Raw genomic sequence first — 22,570 nt, forward strand, 5'->3', positions numbered from 1 at the left:
CGGCTGGTTTCCGCATTCGTTAAAGCGGCAGACACCATGTCGGACTAAGGATCGGCAACCACAAAGGCCGGTCCATGCTGCGCAAGCTTCTCATCCTTGGCGTGTTTGCCGGAACGTCGGCATCGCTGCCGATCGTGTATCAGTCCAATTCACAGGTAATCGAGCGGCTGTTGAAATCAGCCATCGGAGCCAGGCCGGCCGACACACAAACCGACCTGAATCTCGCCGCCGTCCCGGACAGGCCGGCAACGCCGCAGCCGCTCGGCCGCAAGGTCGTCGTCACCGCGGACGCGCGCGGGCATTTCATGTCGCTCTTCAAGTTGAACGGTCGCCAGGTCGACGGCATGATCGACACCGGTGCGACGCTCGTCGCCATCAACACCTCGACCGCGCGCAGGATCGGCATCTCGCTCAATTCGACGGACTTCAGCCATCAGGTCAACACCGCCAATGGTGCGATCAAGGCCGCCGTGGTGACGATTGATCGCCTGCAGATCGGCAAGATCACCGTCGAGGGCGTCGAGGCCGTCGTGCTCGACGACAGGGCGCTGCACACCAACCTGATCGGCATGAGCTTTCTGCAGCGGCTCGAAAAATACCAGGTCGAAGGCGGCAAGCTGCTGCTGGTTCAGTAGAACGTGATCCCGAACCGCAGGTCCGCGCCTGCGAAAAGTTGGGGACCAGTCTTCGGACAAGATCGTGGTCCAAAGAAAGATAGAACCCATCCGATACCGTCGGAATGGCTCTACCCGCGGGGCAGGATCCGCCGGATGACGGTTTTCTCCGTGGCCGGTTTGGAAGTGCCGATGGTATACGCCGAAAGCACGGCGGCCGCGGCCGCTTCGGCATCCCCGGTATTGCGGGCATGGACCAGCGCCAGCGCTTCGCCGGCCCGCACTTCAGCGCCGACCGGCAACAGCCTGGTGATGCCAACGGCGTGATCGATCCTGTCGTCGGGCCGCGTCCGCCCGCCGCCAAGCCCGACCACGGCAAGCCCGATCTCGCGGGTCGCGATGCCGGTGACAAAGCCGTTCGCGCTCGCCTTGACCGCGAATTCCGTTGCCGCTTTCGGCAGATATTTTTCCGGATTGTCGACAAAGTCGACGGGACCGCCCAGTGCCGCCACCATGCGCGCGAAGATGGAAGCGGCGCGGCCGCCGGCCAGCGTCTCGGCGGCGCGGCGCAGGCCGTCCTGGTTGGACGACACCAGGCCTGCCGATTGCAGCATCTCGGCGGCCAGCGCCAGCGTCACGTCCTCCAGCCGCCGGTCGCGAAAGCGGCCGGTGAGAAAATCGACGGCGTTGCGCACCTCGACCGCATTGCCGGCGGCGGACGCCAGGGGCTCGTTCATGCCGGTGACCAGCGCCGAGGCCTTAAGGCCGGCGCCATTGGCGACGTCGACCAGGCTGTTGGCCAGTGCGGTTGCGTCGCGCGATTTCTCCATGAAGGCCCCGTTGCCGACCTTGACGTCAAGCACCAGCGAATTGAGGCCGGCGGCCAGCTTCTTCGACAGGATCGAAGCAGTGATCAGCGGCACCGATTCGACCGTTCCCGTCACATCGCGGATGGCGTAGAGCCTGGCGTCGGCGGGTGCGAGATCGGCGGTCTGGCCGATGATGGCGCAGCCGGTTTCGAGCACCGTCTTGCGGAAGCGCGCAACATCCGGCTGGCTGATATAGCCGGGGATGGCATCCATCTTGTCAAGCGTGCCGCCGGTATGGCCCAGACCCCTGCCGGAAATCATCGGCACATAGGCGCCGCAGGCAGCGACGATCGGCGCCAGCATCAAGGAGACATTGTCGCCGACGCCGCCGGTCGAATGCTTGTCGGTGACCGGGCCGGGCAGATCCGACCAGTCGAGCACATCGCCGGAATCGCGCATCGCCATAGTCAGCGCCACCGCCTCGTCGCGGCTCATGCCGTTGAAGAACACCGCCATGGCAAAGGCGCCGACCTGCGCGTCGGTGACTGTGCCGGCGGTCAGACCCTCGATGAAGAACGCTGTCTCCTCAGCCGAGAGCTTCTGGCCGTCGCGCTTGCGGCGGATGATTTCCTGGGGAAGCATCAGGCGTCGACCCTGTGCTCCGGAAGCCCGTCCTGAAAAACACGCTGCAGAATGGTCGCTAGCCGCGCGCCGCCGACCGGTGCCATGTCCTTGGTCTCCTGGTGCGACAGCTCGGCTCCGGTCATGCCGGCGGCAAGGTTGGTCACGACCGAACACGCGGCGACGCGCAGCCCGAGGAAGCGGGCGAGAATGACCTCCGGCACCGTCGACATGCCGACGGCGTTGGCGCCCATGACGCGCGCCATGCGGATCTCGGCGGGCGTCTCGAAGCATGGGCCGGAGAACCACATATAGACGCCCTTGTGCAGCGTGGTACCGGTAGCCTTCGCCGCCTGCTCGATGGCGGAGCGGAGACCGGCGTCGTAGGCTTCGGTCAGGCCGACGAAACGGCGGTCGCTCGGTTCGCCGATCAGCGGGTTGGAGCCCGAGAAATTGATGTGATCGGTGATCAGCATCACCGAGCCCGGGCCCATCCCGGGATCGACCGAACCGGCGGCGTTGGTGAGGATCAGCCTGGAGATGCCGAGGCCGGCGAGCACCTCGAGTGCCGGCCGCATCGCCGCCGCGTTGCCGTGCTCGTAATAATGCGCCCGGCCGGACAGCATCAGCACCGGCGTGCCGGCAAAGAGCCCGGCCACCACCTCGCCGGCATGGCCGCTGACGCCGCTTCGGGGAAACCCCGGCAAGTCGGCGTAGGAGATGCGCACCGCATCCTCGACCTGGTCGACAAGCCCGCCAAGCCCTGACCCCAGCACCAAGGCGGTGGTCGGCGCCAGCCCGTCCAGCCTTTCGACGAGGTGATCGAGCGCTTCCTTCATTTCAGCACATCGCCTTCAAACCCGTATGGCAGCAACTCGCCCATGGTCACGGTCTCAACCACGCCGCTATCATCGCAGAGATAGAACTTCGTCTCCGGCCGGCAGAATTCCGCCAGCCGCTGCCGGCAGCCGCCGCAGGGCGAGCATTTTGCCACGCGTTCGGCGATCACGGCGATTTCCGTGATTTTGCCGCCGCCGCCCATGACGTAGTGGCCGAGCGCGGTGGTTTCGGCGCACCAGCCCTCCGGATAGGACGCGATCTCGACATTGGCGCCGGTGAAGACACGGCCGTCCTCGGTGCGCAACGCCGCGCCGACCGGAAATTTCGAATAGGGCGCATAGGCCTTGGCCATGGCGGCTTTCGCCGCTTCGAACAGATCATGAGCCATGATAGATCAGCGTTCCTTGACATAAGGCACGCCGCCGGCGCGCGGCGGGATTGCCTTGCCGATGAAGCCGGCGAGCAGGATGACGGTCAGCACATAGGGCAGCGCCTGCATGAATTGCACCGGCACCTTGCCGATCAGCGGCAGCGGCGTGCCTTGCAGGCGGATCGAGGCGGCGTCGAGGAAGCCGAACAGCAGGCAGGCGAACATGGCGTTGACCGGTTTCCATTTGGCGAAGATCAGCGCGGCCAGCGCGATATAGCCCTTGCCGGCGGTCATGTCCTTCACGAAGCCGCCATTCTGCACCATCGACAGATAGGCGCCGGCAATGCCGGTGAGCACGCCGGTGCAGATCAGCGCCCGGTAGCGCAGCCAGGCGACTGATATGCCGGCGGTGTCGACCGCGGCCGGGTTCTCGCCGACGGCGCGCAGGCGCAAGCCGAAGCGAGTGCGGAACAGCACCCACCAGGTGAACGGCACGGCCAGGAAGGCGAGATAGACCAGCACGGAGTGGCCGGAGATGAGTTCCGAATAGATCGGCCCGAGGATCGGCACGCTCCTGAGCGCCTCCGCGCCCGGCCAGGTGATTGCCTCGAACCGCTCGCCGGCGGCCAGCGCCGGCGTGCGCCCGCCTTGCTGGAACCAGGCCTGGCCGAGCATGATCGTCGATCCGGCGGCAATGAAATTGATCGCGACACCGGAAACGATCTGGTTGCCGCGATGGGTGATCGAGGCAAAGCCGTGGATCAGCGCGAAGGCGACCGAGATCAGGATGGCCATGCCGAGGCCGATTAAGGCCGAGTGGAAGACCGAGGCGGCGGCCGCACCGGCGAAGGCGCCGACAAGCATCTTGCCCTCGAGCCCGATGTCGAAGACGCCGGCCCGCTCCGAATAGAGGCCGGCGAGACAGGCGAGCAGCAAGGGCACAGACAGGCGGATGGTCGAGTCCAGGACCTGTACGATGGCGTTGAAGAAATCCATCTCAGGCGCCCTTCCCCTTGACCGCTTCCATGCCGACCGATTTCGGGCTGAGCGAGGCGAACAACGCCTGGACGTAGGGCCGGAACATATGCTCGAGCGCGCCGGCGAACAGGATCACGAGGCCCTGGATGATGACGATCATGTCGCGGCTGATCACCGGCATCTCGAAGGCGAGCTCGGCGCCGCCCTGGTAGAGCATGCCGAACAGGATCGCCGCCAGCACGATGCCGACCGGGTGCAGGCGTCCCATCAGTGCCACCGCGATGCCGACGAAACCGGCGCCCGAAACGAATTCGAGCGCGACATTGTGCTGGTCGCCCATCGTCGGGTTGAGCGCCATCATGCCGGCCAGCGCGCCCGAGATCATCATCGCAATGATGATGATGCGGATCTCCGAAATGCCGGCATAACGCGCCGCTTTCGGGCTGTGGCCATAGGTGCGCATCTCGTAGCCGAGCTTCGTGCGCCAGATCAGCACCCACACCAGAAAGGCCATGGCTAGCGCCAGCAGGGAACTGACGTTGAATGGCGCCGAACGGATTTTGGCGCCGAACAATTCGATGACCCAGTTGAGCTTCGGCAATTGCGCGCCTTCGAGGAAGGTGCGCGTCTGCGGCGCCATCGAGCCGGGCGGCTTCAGCATCCCCACCAGCGCATAGACCATGACGCTGGCGGCGATGAAATTGAACATGATGGTGGTGATGACGATGTGCGAGCCGCGCTTGGCCTGCAGATAGGCCGGGATCAGCGCCCACAGCCCGCCCATCGCCGCGGCGGCGATAATGGCGATCGGGAAGGTCAGCCACCAGGGCAGCACGCTGTCGAAGGCCAGGCAAACAATGCCGATGCCGAGACCGGCGATATAGCCCTGGCCCTCGCCGCCGATGTTGAACAGGCCGCAATGCGCCGCAACCGCCACCGAAAGCCCACTGAAGATGAAGGTGGTGGCATAGAAAAGCGTGAACGCGATGCCTTGGCCGCGGCCGAAGGCACCCTCGACCAGGATGACGGCTGCACGCAGCGGGTTCTCGCCGACCAATATGACGACGAAGCCGGCGACGACGAATGCGACGAACAGATTGATCAGCGGGATCAGCACGTAATCGGCCCAGGCCGGCAGCTTGGCATAGGGGGTGCTCACTCGGCGGCCTCCCGGTGCTCGACGCCGGCCATCAGCAGGCCGAGCTCGCCCTCGGTCGCGTCGGGGCCGCGTTCGCCGACGATGCGGCCGGCAAACATCACCAGGATGCGGTCGGACAGCGAGCGGATCTCGTCGAGCTCGACCGAAACCACCAGCACCGCCTTGCCCTGGTCGCGCATGGCGATGAGGCGCTTGTGGATGAATTCGATGGCGCCGACATCGACGCCGCGTGTCGGCTGGCCGACGATCAACACGCCGGGATCTTGTTCCATTTCCCGCGCCAGCACGATCTTCTGCTGGTTGCCGCCGGAGAAATTGGCGGTCTTGAGGCGGCAGTCCGCCGGGCGGATGTCATATTTGACGATCTTGTCCCGGGCATCGTTACGGATGGCGTCGATGTCAAGGAACGGCCCCTTCAGATAGCGCGCGTCGTCCTGGTAGCCGAGGATCGAATTCTCGTTTTCCTCGAAGGCCAGCACGAGCCCGACATGATGGCGGTCCTCCGGCACATGGGCGAGGCCGCGCTCGCGCAGCTCGCCAGGGTCGGCGGCGCCGGTGAGGTCGATCGGCTTGCCGTCGAGCATGACCGAGCCCGAAACGGCATGCCTGATGCCGGAAATCGCCTCGAGCAATTCGGACTGCCCGTTGCCGGCGACGCCGGCAATGCCGACGATCTCGCCGGCATGGACGTCGAAGGAGACGTCGTCGACCATGGTGACGCCGCGGGAATCCTTGACCGTCAGGTTCTTGACCGCAAGCTTGACGCCGCCGGCCTTCGCCTCGCCCTTTTCGACGCGCAGCAGCACGCGCCGGCCGACCATCAGCTCGGCCAGCTCCTCGACCGTGGTCTTCCTGGTTTCGCGTGTCGCCACCATCGTGCCCTGGCGCATCACCGACACCGTGTCGGTGATCGCCATGATCTCGCGCAGCTTATGGGTGATCAGCACGATCGTCTTGCCCTGCTCCTTCAGCTGCCTGAGGATGCGGAACAGGTGGTCGGCCTCGGCCGGCGTCAGCACGCCTGTCGGCTCATCGAGGATCAGGATCTCGGCGCCGCGATAGAGCGCCTTGAGGATTTCGACGCGTTGCTGCAGGCCGACCGGCAACTCCTCGATGATGGCGTCGGGATCGACTTCGAGCCCGTATTCGCGCTCGAGCCGCTCCAGCTCGGAACGCGCCTTGGCAATGCTCTTCTTCAGCAGCGCATCGCTTTCGGCGCCGAGAATGACGTTTTCCAGCACCGAGAAATTGTCGACCAGCATGAAATGCTGATGCACCATGCCGATGCCGAGCGCGATCGCATCATTCGGTGTCTTGATCGATGCCGGCTGGCCGCCGACACGGATCTCGCCGGAATCGGCTTGGTAGAAACCATAGAGGATCGACATCAGCGTCGACTTGCCGGCGCCGTTTTCGCCGACGATGCCATGGATGGTGCCGCGCATAATCTCCAGATTGATGTCGCGGTTGGCGCGCACGGCGCCAAAGCTCTTGTCGATGCCGATCAGCTCGATTGCGGCTTGCGCCATGCAGCCTGTTCCCACTGTTATTTTTTTACCGCTTGGTCAAACGCCTAGCATGACGCCCAGTCTGTGCCAATTGGGTCCGTAGCAATTGGCCGGAGCAGGTTCACTCTCGACAAATCCCGCCATGCTTGTCAATTTCCAACGTGGCCGCAGCCTGCACAATCGCCTGATCGAGGATTTCAAATGACCATGCCCGAGGACCGGCTGACGACGCTGGAAATCCGCGCCGCCGAGCAGGAGAAGATCATCGAGGAACTGTCCGGCCAGATCGCCGAGCAGTGGAAGGTGATCGAGCGCATGCAGCGCAAGCTGGACGCGCTGGCCGAGCGCTTCCTGGCGCTGGAGGAACAGGCCGCGCCCGACGTGCCGGTGACCAAGCCGCCGCACTGGTGAGGCGAGCAACGGTTATAGGCTGGGCCTTCGCGACATCAGCAACATGGGTGCGCAATCTTGTTCGAACGTTTCGACCGTCATCCAGCCGAGCGCCGCATAGAAATCGCGCGCCTGCCAGGTATAAAGATAGAATTCGACAACGCCGGCCGATGCTGCGCGCGCTTCGGTCGCCCTAACCAGTGCCGTGCCGATCCCTTGGTGCTGGTGCTTCGGAGCGACAGCCAGCCCGGCTAGCCATGGCGTCAGTTCATGCGCCAGCTCCAGTTCACGGCGGACCAGCAAACACGTACCGACTGGGACATCACCGATCCGGGCAACCAGGGAAGTCTCGAATCCGTCACCAGCCAGCAGCTTGCGAAGGCCGGCGATGTCATCTTCGAGCGTCCTTGCGGTGCCATCAAAAAAGGCGGCAAGGCGCAATTGCGCGACTGCCTCAACATCGCGCTCGCGCATCGGTTCGACTGTCGGCTGCATCTGCGTCCCCGGGGGGGTTGATGGTTCACCGGCGTTTGCCAAAACAAAACCGCCGGGACCACGCCCGGCGGTTCGCAATCAGTGCCGGCGGATCAATACGGGCAGGCATTGTCCGACATGTAGTCGTGCACCTTGATGGTGCCGGCGATGATGTCGGCCTTGGCTTTTTCGACCGCCGCTTTCATCGCATCGTCGACAAGCGCCTTGTTGTTGTCGTCCATGGCGTAGTCGACGCCGCCTTCCTTGAGGCCGAGATCGTTGACGCCCGCCGTGAACTTGTCGTTCTTGGCATCCATGAAGGTGTTGTAGACGGCAACGTCGACGCGCTTGACCATCGAGGTCAGCACCTTGCCGGGCTGCAGGCCGTTCTGGTTGGAATCAACGCCGATGCCGAGCTTGCCGGCGTCGGCCGCTGCCTGCAGCACACCGACACCGGTGCCGCCCGCCGCTGCGTAGATTACGTCGGCGCCCTGGTCGATTTGCGTCTTGGCGATCTCGCCGCCCTTGGCCGGATCGTTCCAGGCTGCCGGCGTATCGCCGGTCATGTTCTGGATGACGTCGGTGGCCCCGGCCGCCTTGGCGCCGCCGACATAGCCGCAGCCGAACCTGCGGATCAGCGGAATATCCATGCCGCCGACGAAGCCGACCTTCTTGGTCTTGGAAGCCATCGCCGCCATCACGCCGACGAGGTACGAGCCTTCCTGCTCCTTATAGACCAGGGAGCGGACATTGGGCTTGTCGACGACCATGTCGATGATGGCGAATTTGGTGTCGGGGAACTCGGTTGCGATCTTGTCAAGCGCGTCAGCCCACGAGAAGCCCGCCATGACGATCGGGTTGCGGCCGTCCTCGGCGAAACGGCGCAGCGCCTGCTCGCGCTGGGTGGCGTTGCTGACCTCGAATTCCACATAGGGGATGCCGGTCTCGGTCTTGAACTTTTCAGCGCCGTGGAAGGATGCCTCGTTGAACGACTTGTCAAACTTGCCGCCGAGATCATAGAGGATCGCGGGTTGAATGTCCGCGGCGAAGGCCGGAAGAACCATTGCAGCTGCGGCCATGAGGCCGAGAACGATACGTTTCATGTGATCCACACCCCTGTCGGTTATTTGTCCATTATGCACCGCATGCCGGCCCGGTTCTCCGGCAGGCATACGGTTTCGGGCAGGAGTGTCTTCCTCCCGCTTCGGGTCAATCTGGCACGGCCCGAAACAAAATTCACGTGGAATTTTGACCCTTTGGAAAAGCATGGCGCCGCATCGCGGCGCCACAGCATATTCCTTGCGTCAGGGGCATAAAATCAGGCGGAGACGGCGGCCGGAATGGCGCAGGTGACGCCGGTTCCCTGCAGGCCGCAATAGCCGTAAGGGTTCTTCGCCAGATATTGCTGGTGGTCTTCCTCGGCGAAGTAGAATTCCGGCGCCGGCGCGATCTCGGTGGTGATCTTGCCGCGTCCGGCACCGCGCAGCGAAGCCTCGTAGGCATCGCGCGAGGCGAGCGCCGCCTGGTACTGCGCGTCGTTGAACGTATAGATCGCCGAACGGTAGGTGGTGCCGACATCATTGCCCTGGCGCATGCCTTGCGTCGGGTCGTGGCTTTCCCAGAACAGCTTCAAGAGCTCGGCATAGGACACGATCTTGGGATCGTAGATGACGAGCACGACTTCGGCATGGCCTGTCAGGCCCGTGCAGGTTTCCTGATAGGTCGGGTTGGGCGTGACGCCGCCGGCATAGCCGGCCGCCGTGACCCATACGCCCTCGACTTGCCAGAACAGGCGCTCGGCGCCCCAGAAGCAGCCCAGCCCGAACATCGCCATTTCCATCCCTTCGGGATAAGGACCCTTGAGCGGCCTGTTCGAGACAAAGTGCTTCGATGCCGTCGGGATCGGCCGGTCGCGGCCGGGCAACGCCTCGGAGGGTTTCGGCAGGTTGAGCTTCTTGTTCAGCATGTCGCTGAGAAACATGTGTGGCTTCCTTTTCTTCTTGGTTGAGCCTTCCTGGTACGGGATCACCGGGTCAGGCTGGAAATGTCAGGTTGCGGCGAACCGCCCGCTGGGGCGCTGCCGCCTGTAACCGATGGCATAAAGAATGAACGCCAGCACCGCGAACACGGCAAAGCCGGGCTGGCTGAGCACCCAGGCGATGGCACCGTCCCACAGCAGCGGGTTGACCTTGTCGCGGACGAAGCTTTCGAAGGCGCTGCGCGTATCCGGCGAAACCGCGAGCCAGCTGGTGTTGAGCGGAGTCATCACCAGCGCCGAAGCCGCCACCGAGCGGGTCGCATCGAGCACGGCCATGATGACCGAAACCGAAAGCGCGATCATTGCGGCAAGACGGAAGATAAAGCGGAACATCCGGACCCTTCCTCCCCAGGAGTTTATCAGAATGTCGTGTGGACTGTTAAATAGGATCTGCGTGCTTTATCCGCAATCGCGACACGCGAAGTTGAACCTGCGGCCGCCGGTTCGCCGGGACCGGTGGCGCGCCGGGGACGGCAAGCACACCTCCGCCGCTCCTTTCGATAGGCTCCCAACGGGTGCCCCAGCGGCATGGGCTGAGCATCCGTATCCGGCAAAGCGAATAGACTGCCGTTATGTCTTGGCATTCGGCACCGGATCGACTAGATGAGCCCCGCGCCTGTTGCTTTGACGGCTCAGGTGCGGGGAAAGGGTATCCGCTGGTTGACGGCGCCCACGGCCGGAATTCCGGCACCGGAATCCCAAAGGAGATGCATCTCCCCAACCCGCGCGGCGAAACCGGCCGCGTCGAAAATGCTAAAGAGACGGAGAGGTGGCCGAGTGGTTGAAGGCGCACGCCTGGAAAGTGTGTTTACGGGAAACCGTAACGCGGGTTCGAATCCCGCTCTCTCCGCCAGCGTCCCTATAACTATGTAACTGTCTGACTTAGTGATGTTTTTTTAGACGACTTGGAATTGTGGTGCCCCACGCCGGTGCCCCAAACTAGCCGCTCAGTTAGAGCTTATAATGCTTGCGCCACGGCCCTAGCCGCTGCAAATAGTCAATCTTCGCGCCGACGACACGGGGTGCATCGTTGGGCGCGTGACCGCTTATGACGTCCACCGCGTGGATCAGCTCCCGTACCAATTCTTCGAGGATAGCGGTTAGGAGACGCACATCCGGGAAGGCCCCGATATTGGTCATGTTGTTCGGCGAGATGACGGTAAACCCCTCAGGCGTCGGATGGGCACCGTACTTGGAGAAGATGCTGTAGTCCTCCTGGCGTTTGGTATCCTTGCTTCCATCGAACGCCTCCAAAGCTATCCGGACTTTCGGCGGTGAAAACTTGGATTTGCGCTCAGCCTCAGGAAGCGTATGCCATTCCGCCAAGCGCTGCGGTTGTCGGTTGAATAGGTCCAACAACAGCCTGCATTCCATCATGTCCCGAATCATCGCCAAGGAAGGCTGGAAGTAGCCACATCTCACTAGGCGCAATGCGGCCGCAGCGTCGTTGAAGCACCTCGTGGCCAGCCTCAGGGCAACAACGTCGTCGCGGGTGTCATAGGGCGTGGCTCTGATTAGCTCGTGGATAGTATCGAGCGCGGCATCGATCATCCGCTGATGTGCCAACAGGTCCGGACTGTCGGCAATCATCCGATCATGCTCGGCGACTACCGGAGCCTCATCAATAAAGTAGGTGGGTTCATTTGCCATCGTGGGCTTGGTTCTAGCCCGGCCTTCGAATGTCATCTGGCGTGGTGGCGTTCATAATGCGTCGGATGCTGTCCTCCACCGTGCGAACATCAGCCTGAGCGCCGCTTTCGGTGACAAGCTTGACCATGTGGCTAATGCCGCTCTCGTATGCCGGCCCGAACATTGCAGAAAGGGCGATTGATTTCGCCTTCCGATTCACATCTTCATAGACGGCCTCAATGAAGCACTCCGGCAGGGCTGATGCATCTGGATTGGATGCGCTCGCTCGGAGGACTTCGGCCCGCTGAGCCAGATCGGAGACTATGTCCTTTCCCCGCTTCGACAGATCAAACCGAGAGGTCTCCCGGTCGAGCGTCTCTTCGCCTATCTTGGCCAGGTATAGGTAGCCCTGCCACACGGCTTGAAGGGTCTGGTCTAGTCGGTCTCCGTTTGGCTGCGGCATCGAAAGATGCGGCCGATCAACCAAGAACCGCGCAAGCACCTCCGGTTGCCGCCTGAAGTCGGCCAGGATCGTCAGGTCAGAGTCCCCAAATTCCAGCATGCGGACAAAGACCTCTGAAATTACATCCCTCCAGATGGCCTCGACATTGGAGTCCTTGCGGCGATGGGCGGGGAACTGTGATAGCCCCTTCCGAACACTGACCGCGTACTCATCGGTCGATTGCTTTATAGCCAGGAGTAATGCCATCGGCCTAACAAGGCTTTCGGCTAGTGCGCCAGTGCGGGGGTCCCTCCGACTCAGACGTCTCTTCAAGCTGCCAAACATGCCCCCCACTGCCCTTTCCGGTCGCGCTGTTCTGTCCAAGGCTCCTAGCGCGTGGGCCGCTTAGGTCGCATCGGGATTGCCGAGTGACTTCCCCTTGAGCACCCTGCCGCTCGCCTCCAACATGCTGACCGCTCCCGCCAGGCACGAGCCCATAATGCACGCCGCGAAGAGCCAGTCGGTTGGTCTGCCCGAACGAGACAGGGCGAAGAAGGCGACGAGTTCCCCGGCGGCTAACCCAAGGTTGGCACCGTAGACGGCAACAATCACCAGCCATCGGGGCGCAGGACTTGCAGCATCGAGGTTGATAACCCGCATGACCAACAGCGCAATCCCTACGGCAATCGCGATGAACCCTATCGTGCCGAAAAAAACCATTGATGCCCCTCCCTCATTGCCGAACGCAATAGTGACACTCTTACGACTCCTTGGGAACTCCGTGCGGCAGTCGGCGGGCGATTGCTTATTGAGGGCTTCGGGTGCAAGCTCAAATACAGACGTTGGGGGGACGATGTTATGCGCAATGCCTGGGCCGCACTGGCGGCGATGCTGACGATTAGCGGTTGCGCGATGACGCTCCCAGTTAAAGGGCAATCTGGCGACGGCTCGGAGACCTTTACAGGGTCCGCGACAGGTCAAATCGATGGAGCCGGAACGCTGTCGATAGTGAGTAATAAAGGCCGCAGCTGCAAAGGCGACTTCGTCTACGTCACCAACCGTGAGGGCAGCGGCACGTTCACTTGCAGCGACGGCCAGAGCGGCCCGTTCACGTTTGTCTCGACGGGCACTCGCGGGACCGGATCGGGTACTCTTGGTGGCAAGCCTTTCACCTTCTCGTTCGGATGAGTGGACTGGCCCCACGCCACACACAAAGTCGGCTGACGAGCGACCTCATCTTTGGCGGTCTCGGATACCTCATCGGCCTTAGCACGGGTGTCGCGGCACTGGGTAGCGCGGTGAGCGGCGCGGTCGTGTTCGGTCCTATTGGCTTCGTCGTCGGGTGGCTGCTGCCGGCCAAATGGACGGATGCGGAAGCACCGCCGACCAGCTCGTTGCTTGCCTCAGTGCAGGCTTCGATTGAGGCCGCGCCAGACCCCGTTAAGCAGACTGCGGCCCCGCGTAGCGACTTTCAGCGTGTCGAGGATTCCTTGAACGAGATGATCCCCATTGTCGGGCGCGTCCTCGGCTCCGTCTGGAACCTGGAGATGCGGCTGCTGATAGCGGTCGGCCTCATGCCGTACTTGGTGCGCCACGCATGGCTGCTATTCGGCATGGCCGTCGTGTTGCGGCGGTGTTCCCTCTGGGGATCGTCTTCACAGTGACAGGGGTTGCCGCGATGCACCACGGCGCGAAGGCCAAGAGCAACTTCCTGGTGAACCTGGAGCGACCCACGAGCTGACCGGACTTCTGGTCCCGCCCCATGCCACCGCCTCATGCCGTACCTTTTGGCCCTCCGGCACTTCCTGTTGCGAGACTCTAAGCTTTCGCTGCCTCTTCGGCCCTAAGCTTGCATTTTGTAAGAGCGGGTCTTACATTTTGTAGCATTCGTGATTCTCGGAGACCAAAATGGAGAAGATGCCGCGCCTTTCGAACGTCGAGTATGAGATTTTGAATCTCCTTCGCGCGGGCGAGATGTATGGCCTTGAGATGGTTAGGGAGTCATCGCTGTTGAAGCGTGGGACCGTTTACGTGACGCTGGACCGTATGGTGGCGAAAGGGTTCCTCACATCTCGGTCGGAGGACCTACCACACGAGGCCGGCATCGCTCGCCGCATGTACAAAATTACTGCTTTGGGTCAGCGGGTACGCGCCGCGCGTGACGCAGCCGAGACAGCGTTCGCAAGGGGGGCTCTCGCATGAAGTCGGCACGGTTCGCCGTCCGTTTCGGCCTTGAAGTCATTCGGGACAATGGCAGATCGTTGTGGCTCGCCGTGTTGGATGGCATGCTAAAAATCGGCCTCCCGATGGTGTTGGTCATGGGCACGTTCCTGCTGGCCTTTGGCGGGAAGCCGCTAGCCGTTGCGCTCGTTTGCTTGTCGACAGCGTTTGGAACAGTAGTTTCGGGGCTCGTCGGCTTTATGTGGGGCGCCTATGAAGTCCGCTATCCAGTGACTGTATCCGCACCCGGCAGCCGGCTTATCATATTACTGCGGTTCGTTTTCCCCAGGCGAGCATTCGAGGAAATCTTTGCTCAAACGGTTGTCGATGGTCGCGAGGAATATTTTGCCGCCCTCGCCGACGACCGACCGCAGCTGGCCCGTTTGCGGCTGATGCAGATGTATCTCGCGCTGATCTTTGCGGCGACTACATGGGCCGGCGTTTCGGTGGTAGGAAAAATCGTTCGGATTTGGCAAATCGGGCGCTAGGGAGTTCTCGGCCGCCTTGTCCCGGTGGGGCAATGAGCCTCACGAAGCTGGAGGCCTGGTTGGGAATTAGCTTCCCTCCCTCCTCTACCGGGCGGACTACCCCGAGACTTTCCGGTACTCAAGGCAGCCACTTTGAGCACTACCCCCTAGCGACCAAGCGGCCATCTGGAAGCGGGGGACGATGAAGGCGAGGATCGCAGGCCCTCTTACCTGAAGCGTCTCGGCGCAGCGCACACCTAAGGCCACCAGGGGGACCACTCCTACACCATAGGGGGGGAGTTATCGAATTGTCGTGCTCCCGCGCCGCTTCTGGCTCACCGCGTGGAACAAATCCTAGGCCGGCCCGTTCGACTCGCCAGCTTTGGGTGAGTGGCGTGATGCGCGACGAGCAGTTGGACATTCCGGTGACCATCCAAACTGAGCAAACAGGGCGATACCTCACAGTTACCCGCACGGCTCAAGCGGCCAGCTTCTTGGTTGAGCGATGGCCCGTCCAAAACCGTGGCCCAAAGTACCGTTCAGCCCTTAAGGCGATGATGGACGTAATGGAGCAGCGGAAGACAGTCAGTGCGGCCCGAAAGGCTTTCGTCGGGGCCGCCAAGGAAGCCGGCGTTTTCGTGCGAGAGGACTAAGTCCGCCTCACTCCATGTCCGGCACGTCGCCATCCACAAAGAGCGTCGTGGGCTCCCCATATTCGCCAAGCGAGGGGTTGGCATCACGCGACCACGCAATGACGCCCCCATGTTTCCCCGCCAATCCCTTCGCGGTCCTTATCGCCCGGTCCTCTGCCTGCAGCTCGGCTGGCCCAAAGACAGGCTGAAGGTCGCCGGTCTCATCACGGTCGAAGGCGGTAACGACAATGAGCTTGGGGGCTTTCTGCTGCGGCAGGAGGTTATCTGACATGTCGGTTGCCTTTCCGCTTGGCCGGGACGAGGGCCGCCACCCGGTGGAAGTTGCTTCCAGGCGGATCAAACCAAGGTCGTGCCGAATATAGGCACCATCGCAGGCTCCGACTCTGGCGCTTCCCGTTTCGCCTTCAGGCCCGTGATTTCCTCGTCGCGTCTGGCAATTCGGCTTTCCAGATTGGCGACGCGCTCGGTCAGCAAGTAGCGGCCGACTAAGAAGCCCCCGCCTCCGGAGAGAAAGGCAAATCGCAAATGCGGCCGGTTCGACAGCACCAGCGCTAAGTTGGTCTCTAGGAAAGCGATGAGGTCCTGCATGTTATCCCAAGACTGGCGACGGGTCGTCGTAGCTGATCGCCACAAGCCCCGGGTGACGGTGGGCAAGGGCGATTATCTGGGTCTCCAGCTCGCAGTTGTAAGCCATGAGCGCCTCCACGGTCTCAAGCGAGCAATGAGCTTCTCCGCTTCAGCATGCAGTTCCGCTTTGGCTTCAGCGTCGAGGTGCATGATGCCATTGTTGTTCCTTCCTAGCGTGTGGAGCGGCGCGGTGCAGTGAGCGCGTCAACGCGGTCTTGGAGGTGGCCGTTGAGGACGATCATTTCCTTGAGGGCCCTGACCGGGTCGCCCTTGTGCTGGGTAACAAATTTGTCGTCGATTTCCTGGAGGGCTGCCTCCTGGCGGCTGTCCAGAGTCACAATGTGGTCCATAGCGATCAATCCGAAAGCGTTATGCCCCAGCGATCTCAGGGAAATCTTTGGGGACGTTGAGGCCGCCGAGTTGGTGGGGAGCAAAATGAGTTGCAGACGGGTGCGGCAAGAACGAGTACATGCCTGCCGAGACACAAAACCCATCGGCGAGAACGGCAGAGCATTCGGGTTAGGAGGCTTGCCGAATCCGAGGTGCGGGGTCTGGTCTGATGAGGGTTGAGGGAAAAGAGCCCATGGACGGTCAGAATGGATTCTCGTTTTCGGCCTTCTTCATATCATCACCCCATTTTCCGGAAAGGCGATCAATCTCGTTCATTATGCAATTGCCCGCGTAAGGCCAAAGACACTTGCTCAGTCGATGTGCATAGGCTTGAAAGGACTCGTCGTCATTGCGGCCTATTGAATCGTCCTTAGGGTTGGCAGAGTTGGCGTCAGGCTCTGGATTGGGGGTTTGGACAAGCGGCCCAGAGGCGGCATCGTCCCGCTGGAGCGCCTCAGAAGGCTTGACAACCTCGGGAGTGACGTCCACCAAATCGTCCTGTCCGGGATTTTCCATTTCAGGCTGCGGAGTCCAATCTGAGCCAGATGTTGCAGGGTCGTCAGGCGCGGAATCTTCCACTGCCGGCTGTGAATTCGAATTCCCGCCGTCTTGGTGATCGCAAAAAACACTAACCAGATTAGGGAAGTGGGCTCTAGCGTCATCACACATGCCACTGGCCGATGACGGCTCGCAAAACATGACCGCGACAATAACTGCCAAAGAGCACCGGGACGGCAGAAATATTCCGCTATATGCCAAAGATTTCCTACCTCTCGAAACGCCTCTACTCCTCAGAGACATGGATCGCCTCCGCAAACAGCTTTGCAAGCCTGCCCTGCGAACAATCTCCGGCCATCTGAGCCGCAAGCCCAAACTCAGGAGCGGCCTGCTTTGGGTAATTCTCCTTTAATAGGATCTGGCCCTGATAGTAGTGAGCCACCCCGTCCATCAAAGACTTTCCGCCTCGGTCAAATCCTTGTTCAAATAATAGCTTTGACTCGCGGTAGTCACCGTCCTTATAAAGATGAAAGGCCATATGATAAAGACTATCAATCGCAAGTCCTCGTTCGGAACGCCAAACGGTCGAGGAGAAATTCGCACCACGAACCAATAGAGCATCGGGCGGCAAAGGGACGTTGTGCATACTGCGATATTCGTCAGCGTTTTTTGCCCAGGTTGGGCCGGACACGACTGCATACCATCCGTTCTTAGACCTTAAGACTCGGGCCTCGATCTCAGCGTAGCTTTGGGCAATATCTTGCGCTTTAGTAAGGTCCTGCCGACTTGCCAGTTCAAGCCATCTTGAAGCAGGTGTCCATATGGTCCTAACAAATGTAAGCCCCTTAGATAAGATGGCGTCGTCAGGGATGACAGCGCCGTGGTAGTTCAAAAGGAATTCGGCTAAGGTGCTTACTTTCTCCGGGCCAAGTACAATTGCGTACCAGCCGTTTTGTGCCACTACTATCCTGGCCTTCTGATTTGAAAAGGGAAGGGCAATGCCAACTGCTTGAGCGAGGTCTGATCGACTTGCAATCATTACCCAGCGTTCGGCGCCATCAAGCGCCAGTGATTCCGCCGAAGAATCAGTGCTCCATGCAAAAATGCCAAATAAGCAAACAGCTGCAACGCGAGTTGCTATGCGAGCGATCTTGGACACAAGGCTCAGACCCCACTACCCTCCCGATCTTTGGCACGTTCCTTCAGGAAACACAATGTTGTAAGAGCAGTACTCTTTCGTCTTAGAGAAGCGGCAACTGGCCTTTTTTGTTCTGTGACCCGTTCGGAAACTTGATCTGTGTGGCCGGCTTCTCGACAATCACGAGAGCATCATCTGGCGCAGTCCGCTGTAGCCGCCTTGCCTCCGACCACGGAGCAGTTAGCCACGTCTCGGTCTCCTCTTGCGTCCTCAGGATCACCGGCATGGCCTTCTCGTGGATTGGCGCGATGAGAGCATTGGGCTTGGTGGTCATGAAGCCATAGACCTGATGATCGCCTGGGCCTTCCTTGACCTTGCGCACCCCCTGCCAGCGCGTCCAGAGGCCGGCGAAGAAGAACAGCGGGCGGTCCTCGCTAAGGGCGAACCAGTAGTTCCGCTGAATGCCCCCCGTTTCTGGGTCCTTGTCGTTCGGCGTGGGGCTGGGCTCCGCGAAGCTTGTCACAGGGACCACGCAGCGGTGCTCAACGCCGACATATTGTTGCCAATGGCCATACTGCGGATTGCGGATGTTGGTGGTGCCAGAGTCCGCGTTGCCCCTTACGCGGTCCAGTGGCGTCGGCATCCCCCAGCGCAGACTGGCAAGCTCACGGTCACGGTCCGGTGCATTGCGAACCACGGGGCCGAACTGGTTGGGATAGATGTCAACGGACGGCTCAAGGTTGCCCAAGATATCCCGCAAGGCACGGGTCCACTGGCGGATGGCCTCTTGCGATGTAGTGATGTTGTAGAGGTTGCACATAGTCGCGCCATCGCCCTCCTCGACCCCTGATGTCGCCGCATGATGCCATACCTACTGGTCCCTCGGGTACTCCTAAGCCCCTGCGCGGCAAGTGCTTTGATACTCGCCATGATGGCGGGAGACCCCTTGGACTGCATTATGGGCGGGCCTGCGGTGGTTGGTTGGGAATTAGCCTCCCTCCCTCCTCTACCGGGGGCGGAGCTACGGTGGGACTTCCTGGTATTAAAGGCTGTCACTGTCGAGCCGAAGGAAGGGCCATCTGGCAGCCGGGTCGATGAAGGCGAGGATCGCAGGCCCTCTTACCTGAAGCCGTCTTTGTGCGAGAGCCTAACGTCACCAGGGGGCACTCCTATTACACCCGGGGTTAGCCTATTTGCGGAAGGTCGGGCCAATCGTGGCGGTCCATTTGGTCGCGATCGGAGTGCGGGCCATTGATCGGGCGTGGCTGCGGGCGGGCAAGCATTAGGTCAGCGGCCCCACGAGGTGGTGTCCGTATTTTCATTTGAAAATGATCAACTTGCCGCACTGCGAATTTCGTGGTCGAACAGCAGGATAGGGTTTGGCGAAGGGAGAATCTCGTGGCCGTTTCACCGCAGGGGATAAGTATTCAATCCCTCTATAGGTCTTTTCGCGACGGGACTCTCATCGTGAACAGGCAATACCAGCGCAAACTGGTGTGGACGGTTCTGGAAAAGCAGCGTCTTATAGACAGCATTCTTCGCGATTATCCCCTTCCGTTGTTTCTTCTCGCAGACAAAGTAGCCGCGATCGGTCAAGGGTCGGAGCTTGAAGTTATAGACGGCATGCAGCGGCTGAACGCAATCTTCAGCTATATCGAACACGGCTTTTTGCTCGACGAGACCTGCTTCAACATCAATGAATTTGCGAGGGCACGACAAGCCGCCGAGAAGGGTCTGTTTAAGGAGTTCCCGGACAACATATCGAGGCTTTCGGCACAGCAATGCGCAGACATGCTCGATTACCAGCTAGCAGTGACCATTTTCCCCGGCGAGAGAGATGAACGTATCACGGACGTTTTTGGTCGGATCAACTCAGGCGGCAAGCAGTTAAGCGATCAAGAAAGGCGGCAAGCGGGCGTCCTATCTCCCTTCGCGGAAATGGTTCGAACTTTAGCTGCTGAAATACGCGGTGACGTTTCGAGGGACACGTTGCTTCTGAGCGAGATGCCTGAAATCAGCATAGAAACAAGCAGAAATCCACACGGATATGCGCTGAAGGCGGAGGACATTTTCTGGTGCTATGAGGGAGTGCTCCGGACCGGCGACCTAAGAGAGAGTGATGACGAGCAGGCGCTAGCCGATATCTGCGCTTCGATTCTTTTTGACGACCCAGTTGAGGCATCGGGGGAGTTCCTTGACAAGCTCTACAGCAAGGATTTCGAACAGTATGCTGACGTGAATTCCCGGTTGGCCGCCTATGGCCGGGATCGCCTGATGCAAGAAGTGAAGACTACTTTCTCCACCATTCGGGCGGCCATCGAGGCCCATGATCCAAATAGATTTGCGTTTAGGAAACTGGTCTATCCCAAACCGACCTCTAACGCGCAGAAGTCTCCATTTTATGCAGTCTTCATGGCGTATTTTGAATTGATCCACCGCGAAAGCATGACGCCTGCCGTCGGTGATGACATCATGAAATACCTAGAAAACCTAACAAATAAGATCGAAATTGGTCAGAAACATATAAAGAGTGAAGACAGGCGGTCAAACATAAAGATAACGAAAGGACTAATTCGCGATCATTTCGTCAAAGCAGATGTTGCATCCTTGGCGCATGGACCAGGGCTCCTCTTCGATTTCGAGAATTCTTTGAGGCGTTCTAGAACGGAAACCGCTCGATACGAATTTAAACAAGGCTTACTTCGTCTCGATTCGAACAAGGAACCAGACCCAAAAATCATTCAAGTCATTCTGGAGACGATATGTGGCATCGCAAACGTTGGACCCGATGCAGACGGATTTGTCTATATTGGTATCGCTGACAAGAAAGAGGATGCGATTCGGGTCAAGGCTATTTACGGCATTGATGCAGTTAAATTTGAACACGTGGAGATCGTCGGCGTAGATCGCGAAGCATATCATATAGGTGACCTCGGCAAATATATGCGGCGCATAGAAGATGCCATCAAGCAGTCGAAGCTTACCGATCCTCTGAGAACACAAGTTTTATCAGCACTGGACGTTATTGCTTACAAGGGCATGACGGTGATCAGAATCCGTGTTCCTAAGCAGACTCAAGCTTCGTTTCTAGGGGATGACTGCTTTGTTCGAATGGGGTCAGCTACGCACAAAGCGACCGGACCGCAGATAGCGGCAGTCACCACCGCTTTCAACAAAGCGTAGCAGGCAACTTCACGTCGACAGAACGATCTACCGTCGCACAGAGTCCTCGAACCTCTTTTCGCCTGACAGGAAGCGCGTGGCCAAGTATCTCGACGGCCGCCCGCCCCATGGCCCTCCTCGCCTCCTTCTCCTTCGAGGCCGGCACCATGATCCCGTCATGCATCGGCAGGGCCGGAACTCCTTGCTCCAAGAGTATGCCCAACGCCGCGACCAAGATGCGGCTCTCGGTGAACATTAGCCTGAGACCAAGCCCGGTGCCGAACATGGAGGCGATGGCCGGGTGACGTTCCGCCAGCGCCTCGCTAAGCCGCTTGGCGTTCCACTCTTTGCCTGCGGCCTCCCGGACTTCGCTAGGCAGCCGGCGCATGGCCCCACGTCGGCAGAGCAGCGCGGAGAGACCCATCTTGGCAGCAACCCTCGGCAGGCCTTCAATACCCCCGTATGGGTCGCTGTTGGGCAGCGCTGCCTCGGCCTCAAGGTAAGCCAGTTGCGGGAACATGGCGGTGAAGTCGAGGTCAGCCACCTCTTCGCCATTAACGCGGAGCAGATGCCGCTGCGTCTTCGGAAGGTTCATCCAAAAGCCGCCATAGAGTCGCCCGTGCTGGTCGAACGTGTGGGGAGCGTCAGGGTGCTCGATCTGGAAGCGGCGGGTGAGGAGGACGGGGAGCGGGGGTGGGCTGCCGTCTAGCCGGATGTCGGCCTCGTTGAGGAACTCATTGATGGCCGCCATGTCCGCCCGCATGGCGATTGTTTCGGGGGTGTCGGCATAGTCCAGGAGGAGCTTGGTGCGGCCCCTCCCGGTGGTGGCCTTGAGGACAATGGTCTCGGCCCCAACCTCCCGCCCAATCGGCCTCGGGGCTAGCGTCAGGCCCGCCATCAGGTCGTGAAAGCGCGGTGACGGCTCGATGGTGGACCGCTGATTGCCTCGCCCGCCGCGCTGCCGGGTGACGAGACCCAAAGCCTCCATGCTGCCGATGAGCTTTGTGACCACCTCGCGGGGAAACCTGGGGCGGTCGTAGCGGGTCGCTGGGTCGTTCCTCGCGGAGACGGCTAAGCGGGTGCCGGCTGGGTGGTGCAGGACCAGGAGGGCGAGGCTGACGACGATGTTCCCGGTGATTGCCCTGCGGCGCTCCGTGGCGTCCCGGCGCTGGCGGGGTGGCATGGGGGAGTTATGCTCGATGTCCGCGAAGACAGTGTCGGCGAGGGCCTGGAGGGCGGGACATGCGGGGGTCAGCCAAGGATCGTGATGGATATCGCTGCCGAGGGCTCGCTCCTCGTCGGTATCGTGCGGCTCCCCCTTCCGGGTCATGGCCCCTCCACGGCTATGGTGAAAGGCCGCGGAATTTCGCATGTCTCGACAGACCCCAGCGCTAGGTCACCAAATGACGGGTTAGTTGAGTGTTGGTACTTCAGGCCTGCCTGGCGGGCCTCTCCGTGCGCGATTCCGGTGGCTAGCTTCAGGCGATGGAGCGTCAGTGGCCTCGCGACAGGCTGATACGTCCAGTCTCCTTCGTCCTGGCGG

The 22,570-nt window shown here is 60.8% G+C and carries 28 protein-coding genes and 1 tRNA gene; 9 read left to right on the plus strand and 20 right to left on the minus strand.

Features of this window, described 5'->3' with window-relative positions; genetic code table 11:
* The first annotated feature begins 74 nt into the window (after positions 1-74).
* Complete coding sequence (locus tag NKJ15_RS05160; protein WP_352469475.1) at positions 75-635, plus strand: TIGR02281 family clan AA aspartic protease; 561 nt, start codon at positions 75-77, stop codon at positions 633-635.
* 110 nt (positions 636-745) lie between these two features.
* On the opposite strand, the gene deoA is transcribed toward NKJ15_RS05160, so the two are convergent.
* From deoA to NKJ15_RS05190, 6 genes are read right to left on the minus strand one after another with little or no spacing between them, the layout of a single operon-like run.
* Positions 746-2,065, minus strand: coding sequence for a thymidine phosphorylase (deoA, locus tag NKJ15_RS05165; protein WP_352469474.1), 1,320 nt, complete (start codon positions 2,063-2,065; stop codon positions 746-748).
* Positions 2,065-2,883 carry a purine-nucleoside phosphorylase gene (locus tag NKJ15_RS05170; RefSeq protein WP_352448279.1) on the minus strand — a complete coding sequence of 273 codons (819 nt, stop codon included), beginning with the start codon at positions 2,881-2,883 and terminating at the stop codon, positions 2,065-2,067. Before NKJ15_RS05170 ends, deoA begins: the two co-directional genes overlap by 1 nt.
* Positions 2,880-3,272: a cytidine deaminase gene (gene cdd / locus NKJ15_RS05175; protein WP_023675315.1), complete on the minus strand. Its 393-nt coding sequence runs from the start codon at positions 3,270-3,272 to the stop codon at positions 2,880-2,882. The genes NKJ15_RS05170 and cdd overlap by 4 nt, the downstream gene beginning before the upstream one ends.
* Before the next feature lie 6 nt (positions 3,273-3,278).
* The gene (locus tag NKJ15_RS05180; protein WP_352682440.1) at positions 3,279-4,250 is read right to left on the minus strand and encodes an ABC transporter permease; all 972 of its coding nucleotides are present in this window, start codon (positions 4,248-4,250) and stop codon (positions 3,279-3,281) included.
* A 1-nt stretch (position 4,251) separates the two neighbouring features.
* Positions 4,252-5,391, minus strand: coding sequence for an ABC transporter permease (locus NKJ15_RS05185; RefSeq protein ID WP_352539396.1), 1,140 nt, complete (start codon positions 5,389-5,391; stop codon positions 4,252-4,254).
* Positions 5,388-6,920, minus strand: a complete 1,533-nt coding sequence (locus NKJ15_RS05190; protein WP_352682437.1) for an ABC transporter ATP-binding protein — start codon at positions 6,918-6,920, stop codon at positions 5,388-5,390. The genes NKJ15_RS05185 and NKJ15_RS05190 overlap by 4 nt, the downstream gene beginning before the upstream one ends.
* A gap of 180 nt (positions 6,921-7,100) precedes the next feature.
* Here NKJ15_RS05190 and NKJ15_RS05195 point away from each other — a divergent pair, with 180 nt between their 5' ends.
* On the plus strand, positions 7,101-7,310 hold the full coding sequence (locus NKJ15_RS05195) for a SlyX family protein (RefSeq protein WP_352469468.1): 210 nt from the start codon (positions 7,101-7,103) through the stop codon (positions 7,308-7,310).
* Positions 7,311-7,322: 12 nt separating this feature from the next.
* Here NKJ15_RS05195 and NKJ15_RS05200 read toward each other — a convergent pair whose 3' ends face one another.
* The 4 genes from NKJ15_RS05200 to NKJ15_RS05215 form a co-directional block, all read right to left on the minus strand.
* On the minus strand, positions 7,323-7,763 hold the full coding sequence (locus NKJ15_RS05200) for a GNAT family N-acetyltransferase (protein WP_352469467.1): 441 nt from the start codon (positions 7,761-7,763) through the stop codon (positions 7,323-7,325).
* A gap of 113 nt (positions 7,764-7,876) precedes the next feature.
* Positions 7,877-8,866: a BMP family lipoprotein gene (locus NKJ15_RS05205; protein ID WP_352469466.1), complete on the minus strand. Its 990-nt coding sequence runs from the start codon at positions 8,864-8,866 to the stop codon at positions 7,877-7,879.
* A 215-nt stretch (positions 8,867-9,081) separates the two neighbouring features.
* Complete coding sequence (msrA, locus tag NKJ15_RS05210) at positions 9,082-9,744, minus strand: peptide-methionine (S)-S-oxide reductase MsrA (protein WP_352539398.1); 663 nt, start codon at positions 9,742-9,744, stop codon at positions 9,082-9,084.
* A gap of 66 nt (positions 9,745-9,810) precedes the next feature.
* On the minus strand, positions 9,811-10,134 hold the full coding sequence (locus NKJ15_RS05215) for a hypothetical protein (protein WP_352469464.1): 324 nt from the start codon (positions 10,132-10,134) through the stop codon (positions 9,811-9,813).
* A gap of 430 nt (positions 10,135-10,564) precedes the next feature.
* Here NKJ15_RS05215 and NKJ15_RS05220 point away from each other — a divergent pair.
* Positions 10,565-10,654: transfer RNA gene (locus NKJ15_RS05220), tRNA-Ser, on the plus strand.
* Between the two features lie 98 nt (positions 10,655-10,752).
* Here the strand turns inward: NKJ15_RS05220 and NKJ15_RS05225 are convergent.
* The 3 genes from NKJ15_RS05225 to NKJ15_RS05235 form a co-directional block, all read right to left on the minus strand.
* Entirely contained in the window at positions 10,753-11,451 is a 699-nt protein-coding gene (locus NKJ15_RS05225) for a hypothetical protein (protein ID WP_352814425.1), read from the minus strand.
* A gap of 13 nt (positions 11,452-11,464) precedes the next feature.
* Positions 11,465-12,139 carry a hypothetical protein gene (locus tag NKJ15_RS05230; protein WP_352814427.1) on the minus strand — a complete coding sequence of 225 codons (675 nt, stop codon included), beginning with the start codon at positions 12,137-12,139 and terminating at the stop codon, positions 11,465-11,467.
* 138 nt (positions 12,140-12,277) lie between these two features.
* The gene (locus tag NKJ15_RS05235; protein WP_352814428.1) at positions 12,278-12,592 is read right to left on the minus strand and encodes a hypothetical protein; all 315 of its coding nucleotides are present in this window, start codon (positions 12,590-12,592) and stop codon (positions 12,278-12,280) included.
* Positions 12,593-12,730: 138 nt separating this feature from the next.
* Between NKJ15_RS05235 and NKJ15_RS05240 the strand changes: the two genes are divergently transcribed.
* The 5 genes from NKJ15_RS05240 to NKJ15_RS05260 all read left to right on the plus strand — a co-directional run bounded on the left by NKJ15_RS05240 (position 12,731) and on the right by NKJ15_RS05260 (position 15,212).
* Positions 12,731-13,060: a hypothetical protein gene (locus NKJ15_RS05240; RefSeq protein ID WP_352814430.1), complete on the plus strand. Its 330-nt coding sequence runs from the start codon at positions 12,731-12,733 to the stop codon at positions 13,058-13,060.
* 110 nt (positions 13,061-13,170) lie between these two features.
* Positions 13,171-13,536, plus strand: a complete 366-nt coding sequence (locus NKJ15_RS05245; RefSeq protein WP_352814432.1) for a hypothetical protein — start codon at positions 13,171-13,173, stop codon at positions 13,534-13,536.
* 244 nt (positions 13,537-13,780) lie between these two features.
* Positions 13,781-14,074: a PadR family transcriptional regulator gene (locus NKJ15_RS05250; protein ID WP_352814434.1), complete on the plus strand. Its 294-nt coding sequence runs from the start codon at positions 13,781-13,783 to the stop codon at positions 14,072-14,074.
* Positions 14,071-14,580 (plus strand): hypothetical protein, encoded by a 510-nt coding sequence (locus NKJ15_RS05255; protein WP_352814436.1) that lies wholly within the window; start codon positions 14,071-14,073, stop codon positions 14,578-14,580. The genes NKJ15_RS05250 and NKJ15_RS05255 overlap by 4 nt, the downstream gene beginning before the upstream one ends.
* 377 nt (positions 14,581-14,957) lie before the next feature.
* Positions 14,958-15,212 (plus strand): DUF982 domain-containing protein, encoded by a 255-nt coding sequence (locus tag NKJ15_RS05260; protein ID WP_352814595.1) that lies wholly within the window; start codon positions 14,958-14,960, stop codon positions 15,210-15,212.
* Between the two features lie 7 nt (positions 15,213-15,219).
* Here NKJ15_RS05260 and NKJ15_RS05265 read toward each other — a convergent pair whose 3' ends face one another.
* From NKJ15_RS05265 to NKJ15_RS05290, 6 genes are all read right to left on the minus strand, one after another.
* Entirely contained in the window at positions 15,220-15,483 is a 264-nt protein-coding gene (locus NKJ15_RS05265) for a hypothetical protein (RefSeq protein ID WP_352814438.1), read from the minus strand.
* 65 nt (positions 15,484-15,548) lie between these two features.
* Positions 15,549-15,800, minus strand: a complete 252-nt coding sequence (locus NKJ15_RS05270) for a hypothetical protein (RefSeq protein ID WP_352814440.1) — start codon at positions 15,798-15,800, stop codon at positions 15,549-15,551.
* 209 nt (positions 15,801-16,009) lie between these two features.
* A complete protein-coding gene (locus NKJ15_RS05275) occupies positions 16,010-16,189 on the minus strand; it encodes a hypothetical protein (protein ID WP_352814442.1) in 180 nt (59 codons plus the stop codon).
* A gap of 241 nt (positions 16,190-16,430) precedes the next feature.
* Positions 16,431-16,745 (minus strand): hypothetical protein, encoded by a 315-nt coding sequence (locus NKJ15_RS05280; protein WP_352814444.1) that lies wholly within the window; start codon positions 16,743-16,745, stop codon positions 16,431-16,433.
* A gap of 268 nt (positions 16,746-17,013) precedes the next feature.
* The gene (locus tag NKJ15_RS05285) at positions 17,014-17,886 is read right to left on the minus strand and encodes a hypothetical protein (RefSeq protein WP_352814446.1); all 873 of its coding nucleotides are present in this window, start codon (positions 17,884-17,886) and stop codon (positions 17,014-17,016) included.
* 82 nt (positions 17,887-17,968) lie between these two features.
* On the minus strand, positions 17,969-18,685 hold the full coding sequence (locus NKJ15_RS05290) for an SOS response-associated peptidase (protein WP_352814448.1): 717 nt from the start codon (positions 18,683-18,685) through the stop codon (positions 17,969-17,971).
* 578 nt (positions 18,686-19,263) lie between these two features.
* Here NKJ15_RS05290 and NKJ15_RS05295 point away from each other — a divergent pair.
* Positions 19,264-21,048: a GmrSD restriction endonuclease domain-containing protein gene (locus NKJ15_RS05295; protein WP_352814450.1), complete on the plus strand. Its 1,785-nt coding sequence runs from the start codon at positions 19,264-19,266 to the stop codon at positions 21,046-21,048.
* Here NKJ15_RS05295 and NKJ15_RS05300 read toward each other — a convergent pair.
* Positions 21,035-22,357: a hypothetical protein gene (locus NKJ15_RS05300; protein WP_352814452.1), complete on the minus strand. Its 1,323-nt coding sequence runs from the start codon at positions 22,355-22,357 to the stop codon at positions 21,035-21,037. The genes NKJ15_RS05295 and NKJ15_RS05300 overlap by 14 nt on opposite strands.
* Between the last annotated feature and the right edge of the window lie 213 nt (positions 22,358-22,570).

Origin of the sequence: Mesorhizobium sp. M0207, assembly GCF_040321995.1 — a bacterium.
GTDB lineage: Bacteria > Pseudomonadota > Alphaproteobacteria > Rhizobiales > Rhizobiaceae > Mesorhizobium.